Origin of the sequence: Erythrobacter neustonensis, assembly GCF_001663175.1 — a bacterium.
Taxonomy (GTDB): Bacteria; Pseudomonadota; Alphaproteobacteria; order Sphingomonadales; family Sphingomonadaceae; genus Erythrobacter; species Erythrobacter neustonensis.
Map to the genome: position 1 here is coordinate 1,649,647 of NZ_CP016033.1, position 20,050 is coordinate 1,669,696.

Here is a 20,050-nt window from a genome sequence, read left to right on the forward strand (position 1 = left end):
CCTAGAGGTCCTCGGACTTCATGCTGAAGATCGGGGTGTGCGGCACATAGGCCTCCATCTTCGCCAGAAGCTCGGGCAGGGCATCGGCCGCGATCAGGATGTTCTGGTGCGCCGGACGGACGAATCCGACTGCCGCCATCTTCGCGTTGAAGGCGAGCAGATCGTCGTAGAACCCGAAAGCATTGAGAATGCCCACGGGCTTGGAATGATAGCCCAGCTGCGACCAGCTCATCGCTTCCCACAATTCGTCCATCGTGCCCACTCCGCCGGGGATGGTGACGAACCCGTCCGACAGATCGGTGAAGCGCTGCTTGCGCTCGTGCATGCCCGACACGGTGACGAGCTCGTCGCAATCGTGGTTGGCAACCTCGGCGCGCACCAGGCTTTCGGGGATGATCCCGATCACCTCGCCGCCATTGTCCTTCGCGCCCTTGGCCACTGCGCCCATGAGGCCCAGTTTGCCCCCGCCATAGACCACCCCGATCCCGCGGCGCGCCAATTCGGCGCCGACATCGTAACCCAGTTGGACATAGCGCGCGTCCTCGGGCGAGGCCGAGCCGCAATAGACTGCAAGACGTTTCATATCAGTCGGTCACTTTAAGCTGGATTTGCGACCCGTCCGGAAGGTCCTTGATCTGTTGCGCGATATCGCCGGTGAACCGAATGAGTTCAACGAGCGACATTAGGCAAAGGTTCTCCGGTTCGTATCGACCCTCGATCATGGCATGGGGCTTGATTGTAAAGACCGAACCTGCGGGCGGCTCGCCAAAACGCCTTTTCGCCTCCTCGACCAATGCGCCGCCACTCCACAGTTCCTTTGCTTCGTCGCTTGCGAGATGTGCTTGCGCTTCGGCCTCCGTGCCCAGGGCGATAATCGCCATGCCATCGGGATCGACATAGAAGAATCCGCCGTCGGCGTCGCTGACAACAAGATGACCCATGGGGCTCTGAGCGACCACCCGCTTGGCGGTCAGGCCGGTCCATCCCCAGCCTTCATTGACCGCCTCGACGAGGCTCACGCAGGCACCTTCGCCAGATCCTCCAGCATCAGCCCGGCAGTCGCTTTCGCGCTGCCGACAACGCCGGGGATGCCGGCGCCGGGATGCGTGCCTGCGCCGACCAGATAGTAATTGTCGATCACGTCATCGCGGTTGTGGCCGCGCAGCCAGGCGCTCTGCCACAGCACGGGTTCAAGGCTGAAGGCACTGCCCATGTGTGCGTTCAAGTCCTGCTTGAAGTCCTTGGGCGCATAGCTGAACTTGGTGACGATCCGGCTGTGGATGTCGGGGATCAGGCGCCGCTCCAGCTCGTCCAAAATCATCTTTTCCAGACGCGGGCCGACCTCATCCCAGTCGAGCGGCATCTTGCCCATGTGGCTGACGGGGACGAGCGCGTAGAATGTGCTCTGGCCCGCGGGCGCCATCGACGGGTCGGTGACGGTAGGGTGGTGGAGGTAGATCGCGAAATCCTCGGGCACCACGCCGTTCTTGTAGATGTCGTCGAGCAGGCCCTTGTAGCGCTTGGCGAACAGGATCATGTGGTGCGGGATGCCGGGCCAGGTGCCCTCCAGCCCGAAATGCACCACGAACAGCGATGGGCTGTAGCTCTTGCGATTGAGGCTCTTGGCCATCTGCTTGCCGCGGTCGCTGCCCGACAGCAATTCCTTGTAGGAATGCATGATGTCGGCATTGGATGCGACCGCATCGAAGCGCTGGCGGAAGCCGGACTTGGTTTCGACCTCGGTTGCGCGGGTGCCCAGCGTGTGCACCTGCACCACCGGATCGCCGACGCGCATCGTGCCGCCCAGCCGCTCGAAATGGCGCACCATTCCGGCGATCAGCCGGTTGGTCCCGCCGCGCGCCCACCACACGCCGCCGTCCTTCTCCAGCTTGTGGATGAGGGCGTAGATCGACGAGGTGTTCATCGGGTTGCCGCCGACCAGCAGCGTGTGGAACGACAGAGCCTCGCGCAGCTTCTCGTTCTCGACGTAGCTCGACACCATCGAGTACACGGAACGCCACGCCTGTTCCTTGATCAGCGCGGGCGCGGCCTTGAGCATCGACTTGAAATCGAGGAACGGCTTGGTGCCGAGCTTAAGGTAGCCTTCCTTGTACACCCGCTCGGAATATTCGAGGAACCGCGCGTAGCCCGCCACGTCCGCCGGGTTCAGCTTGGCGATTTCGGCGTTCAGTTGCGCTTCGTCGTTCGAATAGTCGAAGTTCGTGCCGTCGGGCCAGTTGAGGCGGTAGAAGGGCATGACCTTCATCAGCTCGACATCGTCGGCGATGTCGTGGCCGGTGAGACCCCATAGTTCCTTCAGACAATCGGGATCGGTGATGACGGTGGGGCCGGCGTCGAAGGTGAAGCCGTCCTTTTCCCAGAAATAGGCGCGCCCGCCGGGCTTGTCGCGGCTTTCGATCACGGTGGTGGCGATGCCCGCCGATTGCAGCCGGATGGCGAGCGCCATGCCGCCGAACCCTGCGCCGATCACGCAGGCGGTGCGGCCGTCATAGCGGGCGGCGAGCGCGGCGTTCACGCCCTTGGCACCCGAAAGATTGAGTTTCGCATCGGCGTTCATGCCGGGGTCTCCATGTTGAGAAGCTTGGTGTCCAGGGGTTTGGTGTCGAGCGGCGTGCCGCGTGAAAACAGCGCCCGGATGGCGCGCGGGATAGCTACGGGGGGTTTCCCGGTGAGGATGCGCAGCCGGTCGGGCCAGGTGGAACGACCCGCATAGAAGCGTTCGACGAGATTGCCTTTGAGCGCATAGAAGTGTTCGAAAACGATTACGCGCCTGCCTGGTTCCGCAGCATCGAACAGCATCCGGCTGAGCATGCGGTAATAGGCGGTCGCGCGCCAGTGGCGTCTGGCCCGCGCGCTGCAGAAGGCGGCAAGCTCGGCCCCTGAGATGTCGGGCCGGCGGGCGAGCAGTTTCGCGATGGCGAGCGCATTGGCGACCGCAAAGGGAATGGTGTAGCTGGTGAGCGGATGCGAGAAGCCCCCGCGCGCACCGGCCAGCGCAACGCCGGGGATCGCGACCTCGGCGCTCGCCGCGGCAAAATCGCCGCCCGAAACGACCGGCAGGATGCCCGCCTCCTGATCGATCACTTCGCCCTTCCACCCCATGCGGTGGGCATATTCGCCAACGCGGCCCTTGAGCACCGCGGCGTCCATCTTCGGCTGGTCGGCGTAATAGGTGTCCTCGATGAACACCTCGTCCGGCGACAATGGCAGGACATAGACGAAACGGTAGGCTTCGCCGTTGCCGTGGGGGGCAAGCTGGTCGACGCCCGCATCCATGATGATCGGGCGGGTGAGGCCGTGCGGCTGTTCGCACTTGAAATGCTGGCCGAGGAACACCTGCCAGCCGCCCGATAGATGGCGCGATGGTGCGAACGGGCGGCAATCGATCACCCGGCGCGCAGAGATGCACGTGCCATCGGACAGCGTCACCCCGCTTTCATCGAGGCTGACGGCCTTCGTTCCCAGCATCACCCGCTCGGGCGGCAGTTCATCGGTCAGCGCGCGGTGAAATTCGGCGCTGGCGAGCGAACGATAGGCGGTCGGCAGCGTGCGGCCAAGGCGCGGGAAGGCGATGTCATAGCCTTCGTCCCAGCCGTTGACCTTGAACCCGGCGACCAGCGCGCGTTGGGCTTTCGGAATGTCCGTCTCGAACCAGCTCCAGCGGTGATGCCCGCCAAGCGTGCGCCCCGCCTCCACGACAACGAAGCGGCAGCCCGGCGCATGGCGGTGCAGCGCCAGCGCGATCAAGCCGCCCGCCAGCCCGCCGCCAACGATCACCACATCGAAGGGTGCCGCGTCTGGCGCGCCGGAAACGGGAGGTGAATCGACCATCATCAATGCCCTAGGCGAGGCATACACGAACGGCAATCGAATGCACCAATCCGGCATGTTTTGCGATGTTGCAACATCACGCGGAAACTTTAAGGCGCCCGCGGGTTTCGCCCCATCATCCCCCGATTGCAGGACCAGATTGCCATGCCTTTTCGCACAACGCTTGCATCACTGGCGCTCGCCCTGACCCTTGGCCCGCTCGCAGCCCCCGCACTGGCCGGGGAGGCAGAACCGCAAATCGCGCGCGAGGACGCGCCGGCAGCAACCCCGCCCGCGGCTTTCGCCTTTGCCAAGCCGGTGTTCGACCGCACCTGGGCCACCATCGGCATCGGCGCGGCGATGGTGCCGAGCTATGCCGGATCGGATGATTACATTGCCTTCCCCTTGCCGCTGATCGTGGGACGGATCGGCGGGGTGGGGATCAGCCCCAACGGGCCGGGCTTCGTGCTCGATCTCAACTCGCCCGCGCCGTCGTTCGCGCCGCGCAAGGGCCCGCGGCTCGCCTTTGGTCCCGCCTTCCGCTTCCGCAACGATCGCAACAACCGCATCCGCGACGAAGTGGTGGCGCGCGCAGGCAGGCTCGATCCCGCGCTGGAAATCGGCGCGAATGTCGCGGTCAGCTTTTCCGGGGTGTTCAAGCCCTTCGATGCGCTGAGTGTGGGCGTGCAGGCGCGCCGCGACGTGCTGGGCGCGCATGACGGGCTGATCGTCGAACCGCAGGTGGGCTACCGCGCGCTGGTGGGCAAGGGCATCACCTTGCAAGCGCATGCAAGCGCCGAGTTCGTCGACGACAAATTTGCCGGTTACTATTTCTCGGTGAACCCGGATCAGGCCTTGGCGACGGGTCTGCCGCAGTTCCGCGCCGATGGCGGGCTGAACCGCGTCGGCTCCACCGCAATCCTCGCCTATGATCTCGACCGCAACCCCTTGAACGGCGGCTGGTCGCTGACCGGGATCGGCGGGGTGTCGCGCCTGATCGGGGACAGCGCGCGCACGCCCTTCACCGCCGCGCGCGGCGATGCGACCCAGTTCATCCTCGGCACGGGGGTCGCCTACACCTTCTGAGGCTGCGCGCCCTTGCCTTGGGTTCGCGCGCGCGCCATCAGGTGTCGCGAGAGACACGAGGGGAGAGACACCATGAAGCATTTCTGCAAGCGTCTGATGGCCGGCGCTTCGCTGCTGGCTGCCATCGGCGCGCCCGCCATGGCCGAGACTGTGGCGATCCGCGCGGGCAGCGTCATCACCGATGCCGGTGCCAATCCGACCGGGCCGGCGACGATCCTCGTCACCGATGGCACGATCACCAGCATCACGCCCGGCCATGGCGCAATCACCGCCGACCGCGAGATCGACCTCAGGGCCAAGACCGTGCTGCCCGGACTGATCGACCTGCACACCCATCTCACCGGCGATCCGGGGGGCGATTTCTGGAAGGAAGCGGTCGAACCCGACGAATGGGGTGTGGTCGTTGGGGCCAAGAACGCGCGCGTCACCGCGCTGGCAGGCTTCACCACCGTGCGCGAAGCGGGCAGCGGACAGGAAACCGCCTTTTCGCTGCGGCGCGGGACCGCCGAAGGGATCATTCCCGGGCCGCGGATCATCGCGGCCGGCCCTGCGCTGGCGATCATCGGCGGGCACGGCGACACCAACGGCTTCCGCCCCGAAGTCAACGCGCTGCTCGATACCGGGTTCAATTGCACCGGCGTGATCGAATGCGCGGCCAAGGTGCGGCTCGCCAGCCAGAACGGGGCCGATGTGATCAAGATCACCGCGACCGGCGGGGTGCTGTCACAGCAGGGCCGCGGGCTCGAAGCGCATTTCTCGCCCGAGGAGATGAAGGCGATCGCCGACACCGCGCACAGCCTCGGCCTGAAGGTCATGGCCCACGCGCACGGCGCACGCGGTATACAGCAGGCCGCCGAAGCCGGGATCGACACGATCGAACACGGCACCTATCTCGACGAGGCCGCGGCAAAGGCGATGAAGGCGCGCGGGACGGTGCTGGTGCCCACGCTGATGGCATTGGAGGGCGTCAGCGAAGGGCTGGGCAAGGGTGTCTATACCCCCGTGGTCGAAACCAAGATCCGGGCGGTGCAGCCGCTGATGAACTCGCTTGTGGCCCGCGCGCGGCAGTTCGGCGTCACGGTCGCCTTCGGCACCGATGCGGGCGTCTATCAGCACGGCCGCAATGCCGAGGAACTGGGCCTGATGAAAAAGCAGGGCATGACCGACCGCGAAGTCCTCGCCAGCGCGACCACGGGCGCGGCGCGCGTGCTCGGCATGGAAAACCAGATCGGCAAGCTCGCCGCCGGCTTTTCGGCCGACATCATCGCGGTCGACGGCAATCCGCTCGCCGATGTCACCGTGCTCGAAAAGGTCGATTTCGTGATGGTGCGCGGGCGCGTGATCGAGTGAGGCTGCGGTTTGCGGGGACGGGCGCGCTCGTCCCCGATCGCCGGGCGTGGCTGGTGGCCGGTGCGATAACTGCGGCCGCGATCCTCGTGCTGCTCGCAATGGGCCGCACCCCGATCTGCGAATGCGGTTATGTCAAGCTGTGGCACGGCCAGATCAACGATGCGGGCAACAGCCAGCATCTCGCCGACTGGTACACGCCCAGCCACATCATCCACGGGATGATCTTCTATGCCTTTGGCTGGTGGCTGTTCGTCCGGCGCGGGCTGAGCGGGGCACAGGGGGGATGCTGGGGCCTGCCGCTCGCGGTGCTGCTGGAGGCGGGCTGGGAGGTGCTCGAAAACACGCCGATGGTGATCGCCCGGTTCCGCGCGGTGACTGCCAATTTCGGCTATTCGGGCGATAGCGTGATTAACTCCGCCGCCGATATCGGGTGGATGGGCTTGGGCTTCTGGCTCGCGCTCAGGCTGCCAGTGCGGCTGACGGTGGCCCTGGCGATCATCGGCGAACTGGTCGCAGGCTACATGGTGCGCGACAATCTCACGCTCAATGTCATCATGCTGGTCTATCCGCTCGATGCGATTGCGGCATGGCAGGCCGCGGGCGGCGTGGCCTGACCGGACTGGACTTGGCTCCCGCCTTGTCCTAATCCGGCGCCATCCCCGGGGAGCCTGCTGAGGCTGAGAGGTGGGCGTAAGCACCCCACGACCCGTCGAACCTGAACCTGTTAACACAGGCGGAGGGAGTGGTCCGGTCGCACGCGTTTCTGCGCCCGCACTCCGTCCGTCATCACGGAAGAGAGAGTGCGACATGGCCGACATCAATTCCCCCGTCGAAATCGGCGTCACCACCGGCCCGATCCGCGGCAGCCGCAAGGTCCACGTCGGCGCGCGCACCGGCAGCGGCATCCGTGTCGCGATGCGCGAGATCGATCTGGAAGGCAACGAGCCCAGCGTGCGGGTCTATGATACGTCGGGCCCCTACACCGACCCCGCGGCGCGCATCGACATCAGCGCCGGTCTTGCCCCGCTGCGCCGTGACTGGATCATGGCGCGCGGCGATGTCGAGGCTTACGATGGCCGCGAGGTCCGCCCCGAGGACAACGGCCAGCTCGGTCCGGACCGTTCGGGCGGCGTCCCGCAGTTCCCCAATGTCGTGAAGCGCCCGCTGCGCGCGCGTGCCGGGATGAACGTCAGCCAGATGCACTACGCCCGCCGCGGCATCATCACGCCCGAGATGGAATATGTCGCCGAACGCGAGAACTTGGGTCGCGAACTTGCCGCCGATTACCTGCGCGATGGCGAAAGCTGGGGCGCGGAAATCCCCGATGTCATCACGCCGGAATTCGTGCGCAGCGAAGTCGCGCGCGGCCGGGCGATCATTCCCAGCAACATCAATCACCCCGAAAGCGAACCGATGGCGATCGGGCGCAACTTCCTCGTCAAGATCAACGCCAATATCGGCAACTCCGCCGTGGCCTCCGACGTGGCGCAGGAAGTCGACAAGATGGTCTGGGCGACCCGCTGGGGCGCGGACACGATCATGGACCTCTCGACCGGGCGCAACATCCACGACACGCGCGAATGGATCCTGCGCAACAGCCCCGTGCCGATCGGCACCGTGCCGATCTATCAGGCCTTGGAGAAGGTCGGCGGCATCGCCGAGGAGCTGACCTGGGAAATCTTCCGCGACACGCTGATCGAGCAGGCAGAACAGGGCGTCGACTATTTCACCATCCACGCCGGCGTGCGCCTGCCCTACATCCCCTTGACCGCCAAGCGCGTCACCGGGATCGTCAGCCGCGGCGGCTCGATCATGGCCAAGTGGTGCCTCGCCCACCACAAGGAGAGCTTCCTCTACGAGCATTTCGACGAGATCACCGAGATCATGAAGGCCTATGACATCGCCTACAGCCTCGGCGATGGCCTGCGCCCCGGATCGATCCGCGACGCCAATGACGAAGCGCAGTTCGCCGAGCTCTACACGCTGGGCGAACTCACCAAGCGCGCCTGGGAGCAGGACGTGCAGGTGATGATCGAAGGGCCGGGCCACGTGCCGATGCACAAGATCAAGCAGAACATGGAAAAGCAGCTCCAGGCCTGCGGCGAGGCGCCGTTCTATACCCTCGGGCCGCTCGTCACCGACATCGCGCCGGGATACGACCACATCACCAGCGGCATCGGCGCAGCGCAGATCGGGTGGTATGGCACGGCGATGCTCTGCTACGTGACGCCCAAGGAGCACTTGGGCCTGCCCGACCGGGACGATGTGAAGGTCGGCGTGGTCACCTACAAGCTCGCCGCCCACGCCGCCGACTTGGCGAAGGGCCACCCGGCCGCTCAGGTGCGCGACGATGCGCTCTCCAAGGCGCGCTTCGAGTTCCGCTGGCGAGACCAGTTCAACCTCAGCCTCGACCCCGAAACCGCCGAGCAATACCACGACCAGACGCTTCCCGCCGAAGGCGCGAAGTCGGCGCATTTCTGCTCGATGTGCGGGCCCAAGTTCTGCTCGATGAAGATCACGCAGGAAGTGCGCGATTTCGCCGCGAAGCAGAACGCCGGGATCGAAACCTTCGTCGCATCCGAGGCAGAAGCCGAGGCCGGCATGGCGGAAATGAGCGAGAAGTTCCGCGAGGTCGGCAACCAGCTTTACGTCGGCGCAGGCGACCGCGAACACGATTGAGGCGCGATCCTTCCCCGGCTCGTCCGGGGGAGGGGGCCATTCGCAGCACGCGGAGGGGCGGGCGGTGCATGATGCACCCCTGCCCCTTCGTGTGTCAGGCGTTCTTCATGTTCTCCAACCCCTTGATCCCGCCGGGCTTGAGGCTCGGCTGGCTGGCGTTCTGTTTGGGTCCCTTGTCCGCCTTGGGCTTGCGCGCTTCGCGGCTTTTCTTCTGTTGGCCCTTGGCCATCGGATGTCTCCATCGGGCGAGATGCCCGATGCTGGCCTGCATCAAATAACAACGGCAGTCAATAAATCTGAAATAAATACGACAATCGGTTTGAGAATTGCATTGTAGATCGTCAATTCATGCCCACATCAGTATGGCTACCGGTCAAACAGAAATTCGATGCATCCAAGTAAAATTGGTGCGCTATTTCAGTCCGACTCTTGGCCCCGTGCACAAGTGACCATATCCGGCTGCCCGCGCGGACACGAAAGGAAGCACCATCATGACCCATTATGGCAAGATCAAGTCCTACGACAGCGCCAAGGGCGCTGGGATGATCACACCCGAAAAGGGCGGCGATGCGCTGTCGTTCAACAAGTCCGACCTGCAACAGCAGGCGCAGGAGCCGCGCGCTGACCAGCGTTACGGCTACGACACCCGGCAGATCGATGGCGGCAAGGCGCACGCCGTCAATCTCCAGATGGAAGCCGGCACCAGTGACAGCTCGGCCAAACAGCAGAGCTGACGCACCGGCCTGACGCTGCATCATGGGCTTCCGGACCCACCGGGAGCCCATGGTCATGTCCGCCCCCGAACCGCCCCCCATCGCAAATCGCAAAGGCCTCCGCCATGGACATGAACGCACTGCTGCGCGCCCACCAGATCGCCCTCGTCGGCAAGTCCCGCGAGACCACACTGATTCGCCGCGCTGCCTACCGCGGGTCGATCGCAGCCCTTGCGTCCCGCATCCGCAGCATGCGCAAGGCTGGCGGTGCGGACGTGGATACGGACCGCTTCGTGGTGGGAGAGAGCAGGCAGGACTGAGGCGAGCCGCCCCCTGACCGATCAGGACGCCCGGTGCCGCATTCCTACCATCACCCGGTCGAGCGCCTGCAAGAATCGTGAGCGATCCGCCTTGCCGAACGGGGCAGGGCCGCCCCCGATACCATCCATCCCGGCGCGCAGGTCGGCCAGAATCGCGCGGGTCGCAATCGCGCCGCCGATGCTGGCGGGGGTGAACTCCTCGCCATTGTGCTTCAGCACCCGCGCGCCCGCCTTGAGGCAGCGTTCCGCGAGCAGGATGTCGCCGGTGACGACGACGCTCCGCGCATCCGCCGCCTCCGCGATCCAGTCATCCGCCGCATCGAAGCTGTCCGAGACGACCACACGCTTCACCCGCGGGCTGTCGGGGATGCGGAAAGGCGCGTTGCTGACCACGCGAACCTCGGCGCGATAGCGCTCCGCGACGCGGTAGATCTCGTCCTTCACCGGACAGGCATCGGCGTCAATCAGGATGGTTATGGGGGGCATGGGGACGGTTTAGCGGAGTGGGGCGGGGGGCGTAAGGGCGAGAGGGGTGTGCGCCCTCATTCTAGCAAGGTTTTACGTAGAGACTTAGATTCAACAGAGGCGCGGAGGGCGCTTGCGACAAGTCGTCAAGCGCGTGCATCCAAGAAGTGGTCGAAGTGCTGTGCAACGATCAATGACTAAGAGGTGATTGGCGCATTGATCGAGAATGACACGAAAATCCCATTGAAATAACAAAGAAATTCGGTAATTAATTGGCGCTATGGAAATCACTAAATCTCCGGGCGTTACGCCCACTGAAGAGTTCCTTGCAAAACTCTGTGAGCGTAGCTTCCTTAAGCTGTGGAGTTACCCAAACCCTTGGAAATATGACGGAAAGGAGCTTTGTGATCTCTTGGTTGTTTTTGAGAATGACGTTCTAGTTTTCTTTGACCGAGAGAGTAACCGGCTAAAAAGCACCGATGCCAAGATCGAGGTGGAATGGCCGCGATGGCGGAAAGAAGTAATTGATAAACAATCTAAGAATGCTTCTGGCGCTGCTCGCTATCTGAAAGCTGGCCGTGGTGTGTTCTTGGATCTTGAAGCAAAGATTCCGCTGCCGATAAAGATATCTCCAACAGCGAGGGTTCATAAAATTATTGTCGCACATGGCGCTAAGGAGGCGTGCAAGCGCTACAGTGGCGCTAATGTAACTGGAAGTTTAGCAGTCGCCTATTCGCCGTTCAATGATAAGAATTTTGATCCACCCTTTTTTGTTTCCATAGACAAGCGCGATCCATTTCATGTATTTGACTCTGAGAATCTTGGAATAGTACTAAATGAACTCGATACAATATCAGATTTTATTTGGTACTTAAATGCAAAGTTGGATGCTATTGAACGCTATACTGCAATCACGTATTGCGGTGAAGAGGATTTGGTTGCCCACTATCTTTTAAATTACGACAAAAAAGCTGGGCGCCACATAATTGGTGTCGGACCTGATTTTGACTTTGTCCATATTAGAGAGGGTGAATACGAAGATTTTAGGGGGACCGAAGCATATCGACGACGAAAATTGGCAAATGAGAAATCGCGGACCTGGGATAATCTTATACAAATGACGGCAGAAAATGCATTGTCAGGGGCTCTATTGGGAGATTCTGATCCATTTAGTACTGAAAATCCGATGCATTATATGGCGAAGGAGCCGCGATTTATCCGTAGGGTTATTTCAGAACGAATTGAAGCGGCTATCAAGGCGTTTCCGGAGAATGATGCCCCGACCACGCGTAATGTCACTCTTTTGCCATCGTTTTATGATCGACTTGGATATGTTTTCCTCCAATTGAAGTCTGATCTAAAGGATCAGAACCTAAATGAATACAGAATGATTAGAACAAAAATCCTAGAAATTGCATGCGCTTCGGCAAAAATAAAGTTCCCGCGATTGCAAAAAATCGTGGGAATTGCAATCGACGCACCCAAATATGCTGCCTCTAATTCCGAGGATTTCATGATTATGGATTTTTCAAAATGGAATAATTCAATCAAGAAATCATATGAAAAAGTTAATGAAGAATTCAAGTTTTTCAAGATTGGAAAGGTCAAAAAAATAAGGGCTTCAGAGTTTCCTGCACCTCATTTGTCAGAGGGCGGGGTTAGAAAAATCGGACGTAACGAAAAATGTCCGTGTGGCTCAGGGAAGAAGTTTAAGCACTGTCATTCACGATAGTTGCCCCCTTTCCTACACCCCCCACCCTAAGTCATTCTCCCGCGATGACCCGCGCCCAGAAACCCCGCTCGCCCCACCCCGCAACCCGCGCAAAGCTCCGCTCCGTCCCCGGACCCGCCGCCGGGGCTCACGCCGAGCCTCCACACCAGACCACCCGCGTCGATGGCTGGGATCTCGAACGGCAGACCGCGTTCCTGCGCGCGCTCTCGGCGACGCATTCGGTGAGCGAGGCGGCGAAGTCGGTGGGGCGGTCGCGGCAGTCGGCCTATCGCTTGCGTTCGCGATTGAAGGGCCAGCCCTTCGATCTCGCGTGGGAGGTGGCGTTTCATCATTCCTATGACGTGCTCGCCCACGCCGCGCTCGAACGCGCGCTGAACGGGGTCGAGCGGCCGGTGTTCTACAAGGGCGAACAGGTCGGCTCCTATCGCCGCTTCGACGAGAGCCTGACGCTGGCGCTGCTGCGGTCGAGCACCTTCGCCGGCAATCCGGTGTTCGGGCGGCTGAAACCGATGGCGGAGCGGCACGCGCGCGATTTCGAGGGGCTGCTGGCCAAGATCGCCAGCGGGGCGGGGGTGGACACCGGGGCGCTGACTCCCGAAGACCCCGACGAATTCGGCCGATCGGACGATGGCGCGCGCGAAAACCCGTGTCCGTCCGGCTGGTCGGACGATGAAATCATGCAGACATTACAGGAGTATGGGTGGAGAAAGGCAAAGTGACACGGTGTCACTTTCGTCAACTTTCCTGGGCCGTCTGCCCGATCCGGTTGCGCCCGGCAAACGGGGAAGCACGCGCGCCCTCGCCGATGTCCCAAAGCAAGCCTTGCGCGGCGCGATTAGGTGAACGGGCAAAGCTGTGTTAGAAGGTGCTTGCTGACGTCGAAATTTGCGACGGACTTCGAAATTTGCGCTCCGCCGCCTGGCCTTTTGGTATTCAACCCTTTGGCCCCCGGCGTAAACCAGACGACGACTTCCTTTCATCGGACGATAACGCACGAAAACCGCTGCGCGTTGCGGCGGGAATTTACGATGTTCTTGAAAGGAACAGACTATGACTACCAAGACCGGCACCGTGAAGTTCTTCAACACCGACAAGGGCTATGGCTTCATTCAGCCCGACGACGGTTCGTCGGACAGCTTCGTCCACATCACTGCCGTTCAGGCAGCCGGCATGCAGACCCTCGACAAGGACCAGCGTCTGAGCTTCGAGCTCGAGCGCGGTCGCAACGGCAAGGAAAGCGCCGTAAACCTTTCGGCCGCGTAATCGCGCCGATTGCGGCGGGGTGCGTTCCGGCGCGCCCCGCCGCTCTCATTTCGGGGACAAGACTGCCCCACGACGACGCCTACCGAATCCCGCCTCCCCCTCTCTCCCGCGGCAGGACACCGAACATGGCCCAGACCTACGAATTCTACTGCGAGCGTGCTGACGAAGCCGCCGCGCTTGCCGCCAAGGCAACGCTCGACAATGTGCGCGACCGCGAATTGCGTTCCGAAAAGACCTGGCGGGGCCTCGCCGAACAGGCGCGCAAGACCGTTGCCGAGCGCGAGAAAGCCGATATCGCCCGCGCCGAACGCCGCGCGGCAGAAAGCCTCGCCTCGTGAACGCTTCACCCGATTGCGCTGGAACGCGGGGATCGGGATCGCCATATTTCCCTTGGGCAACAGGCTACTGAACCCAAAGGAGACGATGCCATGAGCACGATGCAGTTCCAGTTCAACACCGACAGCTCGGTGATGGGAACCCGCGATGTGGCCCAGCGGATCGAGGCGCAGGTGCGCCAGCGGCTGGCACGGTTTGCGGACCGCTTGACGCGGATCGAGGTGCATGTCTCGGACGTCAACGGACGCAAGCACGGCGCGGACGACAAGCATTGCACGATCGAGGTCCGCCCCCGCGGCGCGCGCCCGATCGGGGTGACGGGCAAGGCCGCCGATGTCGACGCTGCGGCGCGGATCGCGGCCGGCACGATGGCAGAACGGCTTGGCCGGGTGCTGGGAAGGGCCGAACGCGGCCGGCGCAATCCTTCGCCCGACAAGGTGATCTGACATCCCGGGCGCGGGGGCGCTACAAACCCTTGCGCCCGAACACCCTTCCGCGCGGCCCGTGCCCGCCGATCGTCGGCGGCGCGGTGCGCGGGGGGCCTCCCGCCGGCGGTGGGGAGGGCGGCGCAGCAGGCGCGGCAAGGCCAGCCTTGCGGACTTCGAAGCGCCCGCCGATCGCTTCGGCCATCCGCCGCTTGCCCGCCCATTCGTTGGCGAGCGTCATGCGCTCGTCCTGATCGGGCGGCATCACCGCCACCGGGAAGGCGCGGTCGTCGAAGGCGTTGGCGTCGGGGACATGATCGGGCGCGGTAAAGCCGTGCGCGACATGCCTGAGCGGGATCAGCTCGTAGAACGGCACATCGGCCGGCTCGGGCTCGGCGTAACCGATATCGGCCCCTTCGTCGTGGTGGCGCACGCGGTAGGACAGGCTGCGGTCCTCGGGGCCGAAGCTGTCGCCATCGGGAATGACATAGCCGCCCGGCATGGTCGCGATCTTGAGGAAGGCGAAGATCGTCTCGAGGTTGGTCGCCCAGGGCAAGGCGCTCGGCTGGACGATGACCTCGCGCCCCAGCCAGTGGCGCGCGCCGAATGTGCGGATGCCGACCAGTGCATCCTCACCCGGCGCGGGGTGCGGGCCGAACAGGAAGGGGTGGATGTGGAGCGCTCCGGGCACCGCATCATTCCCCGCAAGCGCATCGAACAGGTCGCCCCCCAACAGCATGTCGGACTGGGTCCAGTGCACCGCGAGCGGCATGGCATGTTCGGCCGCGATCCGTCCCATCAGGGCAAGCATTGCGATCCGGCGTTCGAACTGCGCCTGGGTCGCGCCCGCCCGCGGGCGGCCGATCGCTTCGAACATCGCGGCGATCTCGGGATTGTCCTCGACCCCCGCCATCACGCCGTGCGAGACTTCGATCAGGATGTGGCTGCGGCTGCGGGCAATGCGTTCGCGGATGTCGGGTGTCGCGATCCCGACAAAGGCCGAGGACAGCGCGGGCCGGAACAGAGCGGTGTCGCACGGGTAATCGCAATATTCGAAGGTCACCATCAGTTCCTCCGCCCCGTTGAACAGGCGGACGAAGCGGCCCGGATTTTCCTCTGGCACATTGAACTGCGCGCCCGAACGCATCCCTTCGATCCGCTGAAAGTCGCGGACGATGGTGGCCAGCTGCGTGACTGGCTGGTCGAACAGAAGCGCGGCCTGAATGCGGTTGGGGTAGAGCATGGGAGAGGGAGCCCCGGCAAATGATCGGTCCGCCCTTGGCATAGGGGCTGGCAGGTTAAGGCCGGGTTGAGACGCCTCTCACGCCCTGCCGGTGATCCCGCATTCGGCAAGCAGCGTCCCCGCCGCCTTGCCCACGGGGAAGAACCCCGCCTTCGCCAGCGGCCAAGTCACCCGGTCAAGCTCGCCCAGCAGCGTGATGATGCGGCCCTGCGCGGCGAGCGGCGCAAGCTCGGGCCACAGCGCATCGCGGGTCCAGCCAGTCGGCAGGTAAGGCACCGCGATCCGCTCCACTCGAGCAGCGCCGAGCAGCGGGGCAAGCGGCGCGCCGGGCTGCCATTGCATCGCAGCGCAGCCAAAGGCCGCTGCCGCCTCGGCCATGCCGTGGGCGACCGCACCTTCGGCAAAGACGCGCAGCGGCGCGCCGATCGCACCGGGAGAGCGCGCCTCTGCCCGCTGCGCACCGATCACCAGCGCGGGCTCGGCCGGCAGACCAAGCGGGGCGTGATGCGCCGCCTCGTCATGCAGCAGCAGCGCAAAGGGCTGCGCAAGGTCGCTCGCACTCACCGCGCCGGGCAGGCCCGGCATCGCGCGCGGATAGTCCTGCGGCTCGGTCAGCGGCGGCGTATCATCGCCCGCAAGCCCGAACGCGGCGAGCGCGCCGCCGGGCCGTGCGGCAGTATAGCGCGCGATATTGTCCGCGCGGGCGAGATAGTGCTTGCCCTTGGTGTGCAGACCCGCGACCCAGCGCCACGACAGCGTGTTCGACGCAGCGTCGCCGTCCATCAGATGCCGCAGGAAGAAGTCCGCGCCCAGCCGCCAGTCGAGCTTGAGCGTGAAGATCCAGATGCTCGCAAACCACATCCGCGCATGATTGTGGAGGTAGCCGGTTTCGACGAGTTCGTGCGCCCAGACATCGAAGGCTTCGATCCCGGTGCGGCCCTCGATGGCCCGGGCATAGGCCGTGCGCCGGCCCGCATTGGCATCCGTGGCGGCGAGCGCGGCGTCGCGCCCCGTGACATAATCTGCCCAGATCTGCGGGCGCTGTTCGAGGTAGCCCTTGAAATAGATCCGCCAGAACACCTCGGCGATAAATTTCTCCGATGCGCGCGGGCCGTGCGCCGCCAGCACGGCGTCGAGCACTTCGGCCTCGCCGATGATCCCCGCGTGCAGCCACGGCGACAACTGGCTGACATTGCCGCGCCCGCCGGCCGCCGGGCCATTATCGGCATTGCGGGTTTCGGCATAGCGGCGCCCTGCGGCGGGAAGGAACCGGGCAAGGCGGGCAAGCGCGGCGGCGCGGGTGGGGGCAAAGTCCATGCGCGCCCAATGCCTTGGCGCTGGCATGGTTCCGGCCTATTCTTCAGCCGTTGAAGGAGAACCCGCATGACCGCCCGCGCATTCGCATTCGCCCTGTCCGCCGCCATGCTTGGCGCCTGCACGCCGGCGCAGACCGACGGGATCGATCCCGAAGGTCAGGCCTTTGACGCGGTCGCGCCGGACGAGACGATCACGCTGGTGGGCACCGAACCGTTCTGGCGCCTTGAGGCGACCGGCGCGCAAGGCGTCTGGACCACACCGGGCAACCAGTCCGGCACCCCCTTCGCCGTCACCCGCTTTGCCGGCAATGGCGGGCTGGGGCTGTCGGGCACGCTCGACGGCAAAAGCCTGACCGCCACGCTGACGCCCGGCAATTGCAGCGACGGGATGAGCGACCGGGTGTTTCCGTTCGTCGCCACTATCGCTTTGGACGGGGAGACTCTGCAGGGCTGCGGCTATACCACCAGCCAGCCGTTCACCGGCCCCGCAGCGCCATAAGGCGCACGGTCACAAGGGGGAGACAAGGCCATGACCATCACCGGAGGATGCCTGTGCGGCGCGGTGCGATATGCCTGCGACGCGGAGCCGCTGCTGTGCGTGACCTGCCATTGCAAGAACTGCCAGCGGCAGGCGGGCAGCGCGCTGTCGGTCATCATCGGCGTGCCAGAAGCTGCGGTGAGCTTCGAAGGGACTTTGAAGACCTACCACGACATCGGCGACAGCGGCGCGGCGGTGCGGCGGCAGTTCTGCCCCGAATGCGGATCGCCGGTGTTCACGCGGGTCGAAAGTCCGCCGGGGATGCTGTTCATCAAAGCGGGCACGCTGGACGATACCGGCATCCTGAAGCCCGCCTTCCACTGCTATGCCAAGAGCAAGCAGGACTGGGTCGACCTCGGCGATACGCCCGCCTTTGAAACGGTGCCGGAAGGGCTTTGACCGCCCTTCCGGCAGCGCAGGATCAGTAAAGCCCCGGCAGTTCGTGCTGTGCCGGGCGCGGGCGGCGCGGCTGGAGCGGTTCGCGTTCGGGCAGGCCTGCGCCGCCGAACGTGCTGTCGGATTGGGTCGTGCCGCCGGTCGCGCTCGCCGTGCGGCTGGTCGCGGTGATCGGCGAACAGCTGCGCCCGCCAAGGAAGCCGAGCGCCGCCGCGATCGATGCCTCGCGCGGGTCGCCCAGCGGGAAGCCGATATCGTCGCCCGCGCGGCACGTGTTGGGCACCACGCTGGCAAGCCCGGTGTAGTAATCGCCTCTATCGTTGGCATTGACCGTGCGGAACGCCACCGCCCGCACGCGCAGATCGCACGAGGCAAGATCGAACCCGAACTGGCCCACCGGCTTGCCGAAGGAATTGGCCCCGACCAGCGCCATGTTACTGCCGAGATAGGGGATCAGCGAATTGGCGACCAGCTCGCTCGCCGATGCGCTCGACCCGGTGGTGATCACCGCTACCTTGGTGGGCGCGATCGCGTTGGCTTCGCTGCGGAACAGGCGGGTGCTGTTTTCGGACGACTTGGAGGGGCGCAGCACTTCCTTGCTCCACACCTGACCCACGCGGCCGCGGCCCATCAGGTCGCCGAAAGTGTCCCCGACGCTGACCAGCCCGCCGCCGTTGTAACGCAGATCGAGGATCAGCTCGGTCACGCCCTGTGCGGAAAACTGGCCGAATGCGGTGCGCAGCTGGTCGGCCGCATCGGCGATGATGAAGGTGCGAAGGTTGATATAGCCCACCTTCTTGCCGCCATCGTCGAGCACCAGCGCGCCGTAGCGGTCCGACATCGGATCGAGCGCGAAGTTGGTCTTGGTGATGCTGCGCTCGACCACCGCGCCGCCCGGCTGGGTAAAGCGCAGCACGCGGGTCACGCCCGGGTCGGAGGCACCGAGTGCATTGACCACTGCCTGGGTGCCGCCGCTGGCAAACAGGCTGGCGACCGTTTGCAGGTTGGACGCATCGGTGCCGATCGCGGTGATCTCGCTCCCTCGGTCGAGCCCGGCGGCAAAGCCGTTGGCGGTCTCGTAGGCTTCGACCACGAACAATCGCCGGTTCGCGGTGTCATAGGCCAGACGGATGCCGAAACCTGCCGAGGAGCCCGAATTGATCAGCGCGTTTTCCTCGGCAATCGAGGTGGCGAAGGTGAAGAACCGGTCACGGCCCAGATCGCGCGCGGGCTTTACCCGGGCGTCGAGATAATCGTCGAGATTGGTGAAGGATGCAGGGTTCACCGTCGCCAGCAGATCGGGGAACAGATACCATTCGTTGAGCACGCGGTCGGCAAAGTCCTGCTTCGCGCTCAATCCGCAGGTCGCCGATGTCGGGGTCGGGGTGGGGGTTCCGCCGCCGCCGCCGGTGGGGGGCGGGGTCGAGGAAGAGCCATCGCCGCCGCCGCATGCGGCCAGCTGGAAGGCAAGAACAAGACTGAGGGCAGTGCGTGCGATCGTCATTCTGGGGGCAACTCCGGCAAGTCTCGCAGGTGTTGAGGAGCGGGGCCGCTGCGACCGGCCACACTCGCCGAGATGCAATGGCGAAGGCCCAAGAGCAAGCGATGCGTTGCAAAATCGCGGTTTCGGAGACGAAAAGCGTGACCTTTTTGCCTGCATTCGCAGGGTTTTCCGCAAAAACCGCCGAAAATTGCTCCGGCAAGTCTCGTATCCGCTGCCCGAACGGACTAGCACGAGGCGAAGGACCTTACAGAATCATGACCGAATTTCCCGCCTGGCTCGCACCCCATGTGCCCGCACCCGCACGTCATTCTGGCCTCGCCATCGCGAAGCTGGGGGCTGCGGCGACGCTGGCGCGCGGCGGCTTTGCGCTGACCAGCCCGGCCTTTGCCTCGGGCGAGGCGCTCGATCCCAGTTTTACCGCATTCGAGGAAGACGCGGTCGCCCCGCCGCTCGAATGGAGCGCGCCGCCCACGGGCACGGCCGAACTTGTGCTGATCGTCGAAGATGCCAGCAGCGAAGCGGCCGACCCTGCCTGTCACTGGCTGGTGTGGGGCCTTGCCGGACAGCGCGGCAAGCTGCTCGAAGGCGAAACCCCGCCGCGTGCGGGCAAGAACGCGCAGGGCAATTCCGAATGGCTGCTGCCGTCCCCGCCCGAAGGCGAGACGCGCCATTACCTGTTTCAACTTTTCGCGACTGACCTTCCGCTGGTGCTGATGCCCGGCGCGGGGCGGGCGGAACTGCTCGCATCATTGCAAGGGTCGATTACCGCCTGCGCAGTGCTTCATGCCACCTTCACCGGCGGCGGAGACGGTGATGCGGACTGGGAAGACGACGATTTCTGATCAACCTGCCA

General features: G+C 64.2%; 23 protein-coding genes and 1 riboswitch. Of the genes, 14 read left to right on the plus strand and 9 right to left on the minus strand.

What is annotated here, in order from left to right:
- Position 1 precedes the first annotated feature (1 nt).
- From A9D12_RS07625 to crtY, 4 genes are all read right to left on the minus strand, one after another.
- The gene (locus A9D12_RS07625) at positions 2–583 is read right to left on the minus strand and encodes an LOG family protein (RefSeq protein WP_068350747.1); all 582 of its coding nucleotides are present in this window, start codon (positions 581–583) and stop codon (positions 2–4) included.
- Between the two features lies 1 nt (position 584).
- Entirely contained in the window at positions 585–1,019 is a 435-nt protein-coding gene (locus A9D12_RS07630; RefSeq protein ID WP_068350748.1) for a T6SS immunity protein Tdi1 domain-containing protein, read from the minus strand.
- On the minus strand, positions 1,016–2,467 hold the full coding sequence (locus tag A9D12_RS07635; RefSeq protein ID WP_068353992.1) for a phytoene desaturase: 1,452 nt from the start codon (positions 2,465–2,467) through the stop codon (positions 1,016–1,018). Before A9D12_RS07635 ends, A9D12_RS07630 begins: the two co-directional genes overlap by 4 nt.
- Before the next feature lie 107 nt (positions 2,468–2,574).
- Positions 2,575–3,852, minus strand: a complete 1,278-nt coding sequence (gene crtY / locus A9D12_RS07640; RefSeq protein ID WP_068353994.1) for a lycopene beta-cyclase CrtY — start codon at positions 3,850–3,852, stop codon at positions 2,575–2,577.
- 144 nt (positions 3,853–3,996) lie between these two features.
- Here crtY and A9D12_RS07645 point away from each other — a divergent pair, with 144 nt between their 5' ends.
- The 4 genes from A9D12_RS07645 (at position 3,997) to thiC (ending at position 8,946) form a co-directional block, all read left to right on the plus strand.
- Positions 3,997–4,917 (plus strand): MipA/OmpV family protein, encoded by a 921-nt coding sequence (locus A9D12_RS07645; protein ID WP_068350749.1) that lies wholly within the window; start codon positions 3,997–3,999, stop codon positions 4,915–4,917.
- 72 nt (positions 4,918–4,989) lie between these two features.
- The gene (locus tag A9D12_RS07650; protein WP_068350750.1) at positions 4,990–6,267 is read left to right on the plus strand and encodes a metal-dependent hydrolase family protein; all 1,278 of its coding nucleotides are present in this window, start codon (positions 4,990–4,992) and stop codon (positions 6,265–6,267) included.
- A complete protein-coding gene (locus A9D12_RS07655; RefSeq protein ID WP_231889570.1) occupies positions 6,264–6,881 on the plus strand; it encodes a DUF2585 domain-containing protein in 618 nt (205 codons plus the stop codon). The genes A9D12_RS07650 and A9D12_RS07655 overlap by 4 nt, the downstream gene beginning before the upstream one ends.
- A 36-nt stretch (positions 6,882–6,917) precedes the next feature.
- A riboswitch (TPP riboswitch) is annotated at positions 6,918–7,026 on the plus strand.
- Positions 7,027–7,074: 48 nt separating this feature from the next.
- Positions 7,075–8,946 (plus strand): phosphomethylpyrimidine synthase ThiC, encoded by a 1,872-nt coding sequence (gene thiC / locus A9D12_RS07660; protein ID WP_068350751.1) that lies wholly within the window; start codon positions 7,075–7,077, stop codon positions 8,944–8,946.
- A 94-nt stretch (positions 8,947–9,040) separates the two neighbouring features.
- On the opposite strand, the gene A9D12_RS15095 is transcribed toward thiC, so the two are convergent.
- Positions 9,041–9,175, minus strand: coding sequence for a hypothetical protein (locus A9D12_RS15095; RefSeq protein ID WP_257737031.1), 135 nt, complete (start codon positions 9,173–9,175; stop codon positions 9,041–9,043).
- Positions 9,176–9,437: 262 nt separating this feature from the next.
- Here A9D12_RS15095 and A9D12_RS07665 point away from each other — a divergent pair, with 262 nt between their 5' ends.
- A complete protein-coding gene (locus tag A9D12_RS07665) occupies positions 9,438–9,680 on the plus strand; it encodes a cold-shock protein (protein WP_068350752.1) in 243 nt (80 codons plus the stop codon).
- Positions 9,681–9,784: 104 nt separating this feature from the next.
- The gene (locus tag A9D12_RS07670; RefSeq protein WP_068350753.1) at positions 9,785–9,979 is read left to right on the plus strand and encodes a hypothetical protein; all 195 of its coding nucleotides are present in this window, start codon (positions 9,785–9,787) and stop codon (positions 9,977–9,979) included.
- Positions 9,980–10,000: 21 nt separating this feature from the next.
- Here the strand turns inward: A9D12_RS07670 and A9D12_RS07675 are convergent, their stop codons facing one another.
- Positions 10,001–10,465 (minus strand): YaiI/YqxD family protein, encoded by a 465-nt coding sequence (locus tag A9D12_RS07675; protein ID WP_068350754.1) that lies wholly within the window; start codon positions 10,463–10,465, stop codon positions 10,001–10,003.
- A 259-nt stretch (positions 10,466–10,724) separates the two neighbouring features.
- On the opposite strand from A9D12_RS07675, the gene A9D12_RS14505 reads away from it, so the two are divergent.
- From A9D12_RS14505 to A9D12_RS07695, 5 genes are all read left to right on the plus strand, one after another.
- Complete coding sequence (locus A9D12_RS14505) at positions 10,725–12,176, plus strand: SEC-C metal-binding domain-containing protein (RefSeq protein WP_082925458.1); 1,452 nt, start codon at positions 10,725–10,727, stop codon at positions 12,174–12,176.
- Between the two features lie 44 nt (positions 12,177–12,220).
- Positions 12,221–12,895: a hypothetical protein gene (locus A9D12_RS07680; RefSeq protein WP_068350755.1), complete on the plus strand. Its 675-nt coding sequence runs from the start codon at positions 12,221–12,223 to the stop codon at positions 12,893–12,895.
- A gap of 331 nt (positions 12,896–13,226) precedes the next feature.
- Positions 13,227–13,439 (plus strand): cold-shock protein, encoded by a 213-nt coding sequence (locus tag A9D12_RS07685; protein WP_068350756.1) that lies wholly within the window; start codon positions 13,227–13,229, stop codon positions 13,437–13,439.
- Positions 13,440–13,564: 125 nt separating this feature from the next.
- Positions 13,565–13,777: a hypothetical protein gene (locus tag A9D12_RS07690; protein ID WP_068350757.1), complete on the plus strand. Its 213-nt coding sequence runs from the start codon at positions 13,565–13,567 to the stop codon at positions 13,775–13,777.
- A 90-nt stretch (positions 13,778–13,867) separates the two neighbouring features.
- Positions 13,868–14,221: an HPF/RaiA family ribosome-associated protein gene (locus tag A9D12_RS07695; protein WP_231889571.1), complete on the plus strand. Its 354-nt coding sequence runs from the start codon at positions 13,868–13,870 to the stop codon at positions 14,219–14,221.
- Positions 14,222–14,240: 19 nt separating this feature from the next.
- Here A9D12_RS07695 and A9D12_RS07700 read toward each other — a convergent pair whose 3' ends face one another.
- Both A9D12_RS07700 and A9D12_RS07705 read right to left on the minus strand, forming a co-directional pair.
- Positions 14,241–15,443 (minus strand): hypothetical protein, encoded by a 1,203-nt coding sequence (locus A9D12_RS07700; RefSeq protein ID WP_068350758.1) that lies wholly within the window; start codon positions 15,441–15,443, stop codon positions 14,241–14,243.
- A 78-nt stretch (positions 15,444–15,521) separates the two neighbouring features.
- Positions 15,522–16,760, minus strand: coding sequence for an FAD-binding domain-containing protein (locus A9D12_RS07705; RefSeq protein WP_068350759.1), 1,239 nt, complete (start codon positions 16,758–16,760; stop codon positions 15,522–15,524).
- 66 nt (positions 16,761–16,826) lie between these two features.
- Here A9D12_RS07705 and A9D12_RS07710 point away from each other — a divergent pair, with 66 nt between their 5' ends.
- Both A9D12_RS07710 and A9D12_RS07715 read left to right on the plus strand, forming a co-directional pair.
- The gene (locus A9D12_RS07710) at positions 16,827–17,258 is read left to right on the plus strand and encodes a COG3650 family protein (RefSeq protein ID WP_068350760.1); all 432 of its coding nucleotides are present in this window, start codon (positions 16,827–16,829) and stop codon (positions 17,256–17,258) included.
- Between the two features lie 30 nt (positions 17,259–17,288).
- Positions 17,289–17,696 (plus strand): GFA family protein, encoded by a 408-nt coding sequence (locus A9D12_RS07715; protein WP_068350761.1) that lies wholly within the window; start codon positions 17,289–17,291, stop codon positions 17,694–17,696.
- Positions 17,697–17,718: 22 nt separating this feature from the next.
- Here the strand turns inward: A9D12_RS07715 and A9D12_RS07720 are convergent, their stop codons facing one another.
- Complete coding sequence (locus A9D12_RS07720) at positions 17,719–19,197, minus strand: S41 family peptidase (protein ID WP_068350762.1); 1,479 nt, start codon at positions 19,195–19,197, stop codon at positions 17,719–17,721.
- 254 nt (positions 19,198–19,451) lie between these two features.
- Between A9D12_RS07720 and A9D12_RS07725 the strand changes: the two genes are divergently transcribed.
- Complete coding sequence (locus A9D12_RS07725; protein ID WP_068350763.1) at positions 19,452–20,039, plus strand: YbhB/YbcL family Raf kinase inhibitor-like protein; 588 nt, start codon at positions 19,452–19,454, stop codon at positions 20,037–20,039.
- Positions 20,040–20,050 lie beyond the last annotated feature (11 nt).

Coding starts and splice junctions, on each gene's coding strand:
- A9D12_RS07625 (WP_068350747.1), bottom strand. CDS start 583: ATGAAACGTCTTGCAGTCTATTGCGGCTCGGCCTCGCCCGAGGACGCG.
- A9D12_RS07635 (WP_068353992.1), bottom strand. CDS start 2,467: ATGGCGCTCGCCATCCGGCTGCAATCGGCGGGCATCGCCACCACCGTG.
- crtY (WP_068353994.1), bottom strand. CDS start 3,852: ATGGTCGATTCACCTCCCGTTTCCGGCGCGCCAGACGCGGCACCCTTC.
- A9D12_RS07645 (WP_068350749.1), top strand. CDS start 3,997: ATGCCTTTTCGCACAACGCTTGCATCACTGGCGCTCGCCCTGACCCTT.
- A9D12_RS07650 (WP_068350750.1), top strand. CDS start 4,990: ATGAAGCATTTCTGCAAGCGTCTGATGGCCGGCGCTTCGCTGCTGGCT.
- thiC (WP_068350751.1), top strand. CDS start 7,075: ATGGCCGACATCAATTCCCCCGTCGAAATCGGCGTCACCACCGGCCCG.
- A9D12_RS15095 (WP_257737031.1), bottom strand. CDS start 9,175: ATGGCCAAGGGCCAACAGAAGAAAAGCCGCGAAGCGCGCAAGCCCAAG.
- A9D12_RS07665 (WP_068350752.1), top strand. CDS start 9,438: ATGACCCATTATGGCAAGATCAAGTCCTACGACAGCGCCAAGGGCGCT.
- A9D12_RS07670 (WP_068350753.1), top strand. CDS start 9,785: ATGGACATGAACGCACTGCTGCGCGCCCACCAGATCGCCCTCGTCGGC.
- A9D12_RS07675 (WP_068350754.1), bottom strand. CDS start 10,465: ATGCCCCCCATAACCATCCTGATTGACGCCGATGCCTGTCCGGTGAAG.
- A9D12_RS14505 (WP_082925458.1), top strand. CDS start 10,725: ATGGAAATCACTAAATCTCCGGGCGTTACGCCCACTGAAGAGTTCCTT.
- A9D12_RS07680 (WP_068350755.1), top strand. CDS start 12,221: ATGACCCGCGCCCAGAAACCCCGCTCGCCCCACCCCGCAACCCGCGCA.
- A9D12_RS07685 (WP_068350756.1), top strand. CDS start 13,227: ATGACTACCAAGACCGGCACCGTGAAGTTCTTCAACACCGACAAGGGC.
- A9D12_RS07690 (WP_068350757.1), top strand. CDS start 13,565: ATGGCCCAGACCTACGAATTCTACTGCGAGCGTGCTGACGAAGCCGCC.
- A9D12_RS07695 (WP_231889571.1), top strand. CDS start 13,868: ATGAGCACGATGCAGTTCCAGTTCAACACCGACAGCTCGGTGATGGGA.
- A9D12_RS07700 (WP_068350758.1), bottom strand. CDS start 15,443: ATGCTCTACCCCAACCGCATTCAGGCCGCGCTTCTGTTCGACCAGCCA.
- A9D12_RS07705 (WP_068350759.1), bottom strand. CDS start 16,760: ATGGACTTTGCCCCCACCCGCGCCGCCGCGCTTGCCCGCCTTGCCCGG.
- A9D12_RS07710 (WP_068350760.1), top strand. CDS start 16,827: ATGACCGCCCGCGCATTCGCATTCGCCCTGTCCGCCGCCATGCTTGGC.
- A9D12_RS07715 (WP_068350761.1), top strand. CDS start 17,289: ATGACCATCACCGGAGGATGCCTGTGCGGCGCGGTGCGATATGCCTGC.
- A9D12_RS07720 (WP_068350762.1), bottom strand. CDS start 19,197: ATGACGATCGCACGCACTGCCCTCAGTCTTGTTCTTGCCTTCCAGCTG.
- A9D12_RS07725 (WP_068350763.1), top strand. CDS start 19,452: ATGACCGAATTTCCCGCCTGGCTCGCACCCCATGTGCCCGCACCCGCA.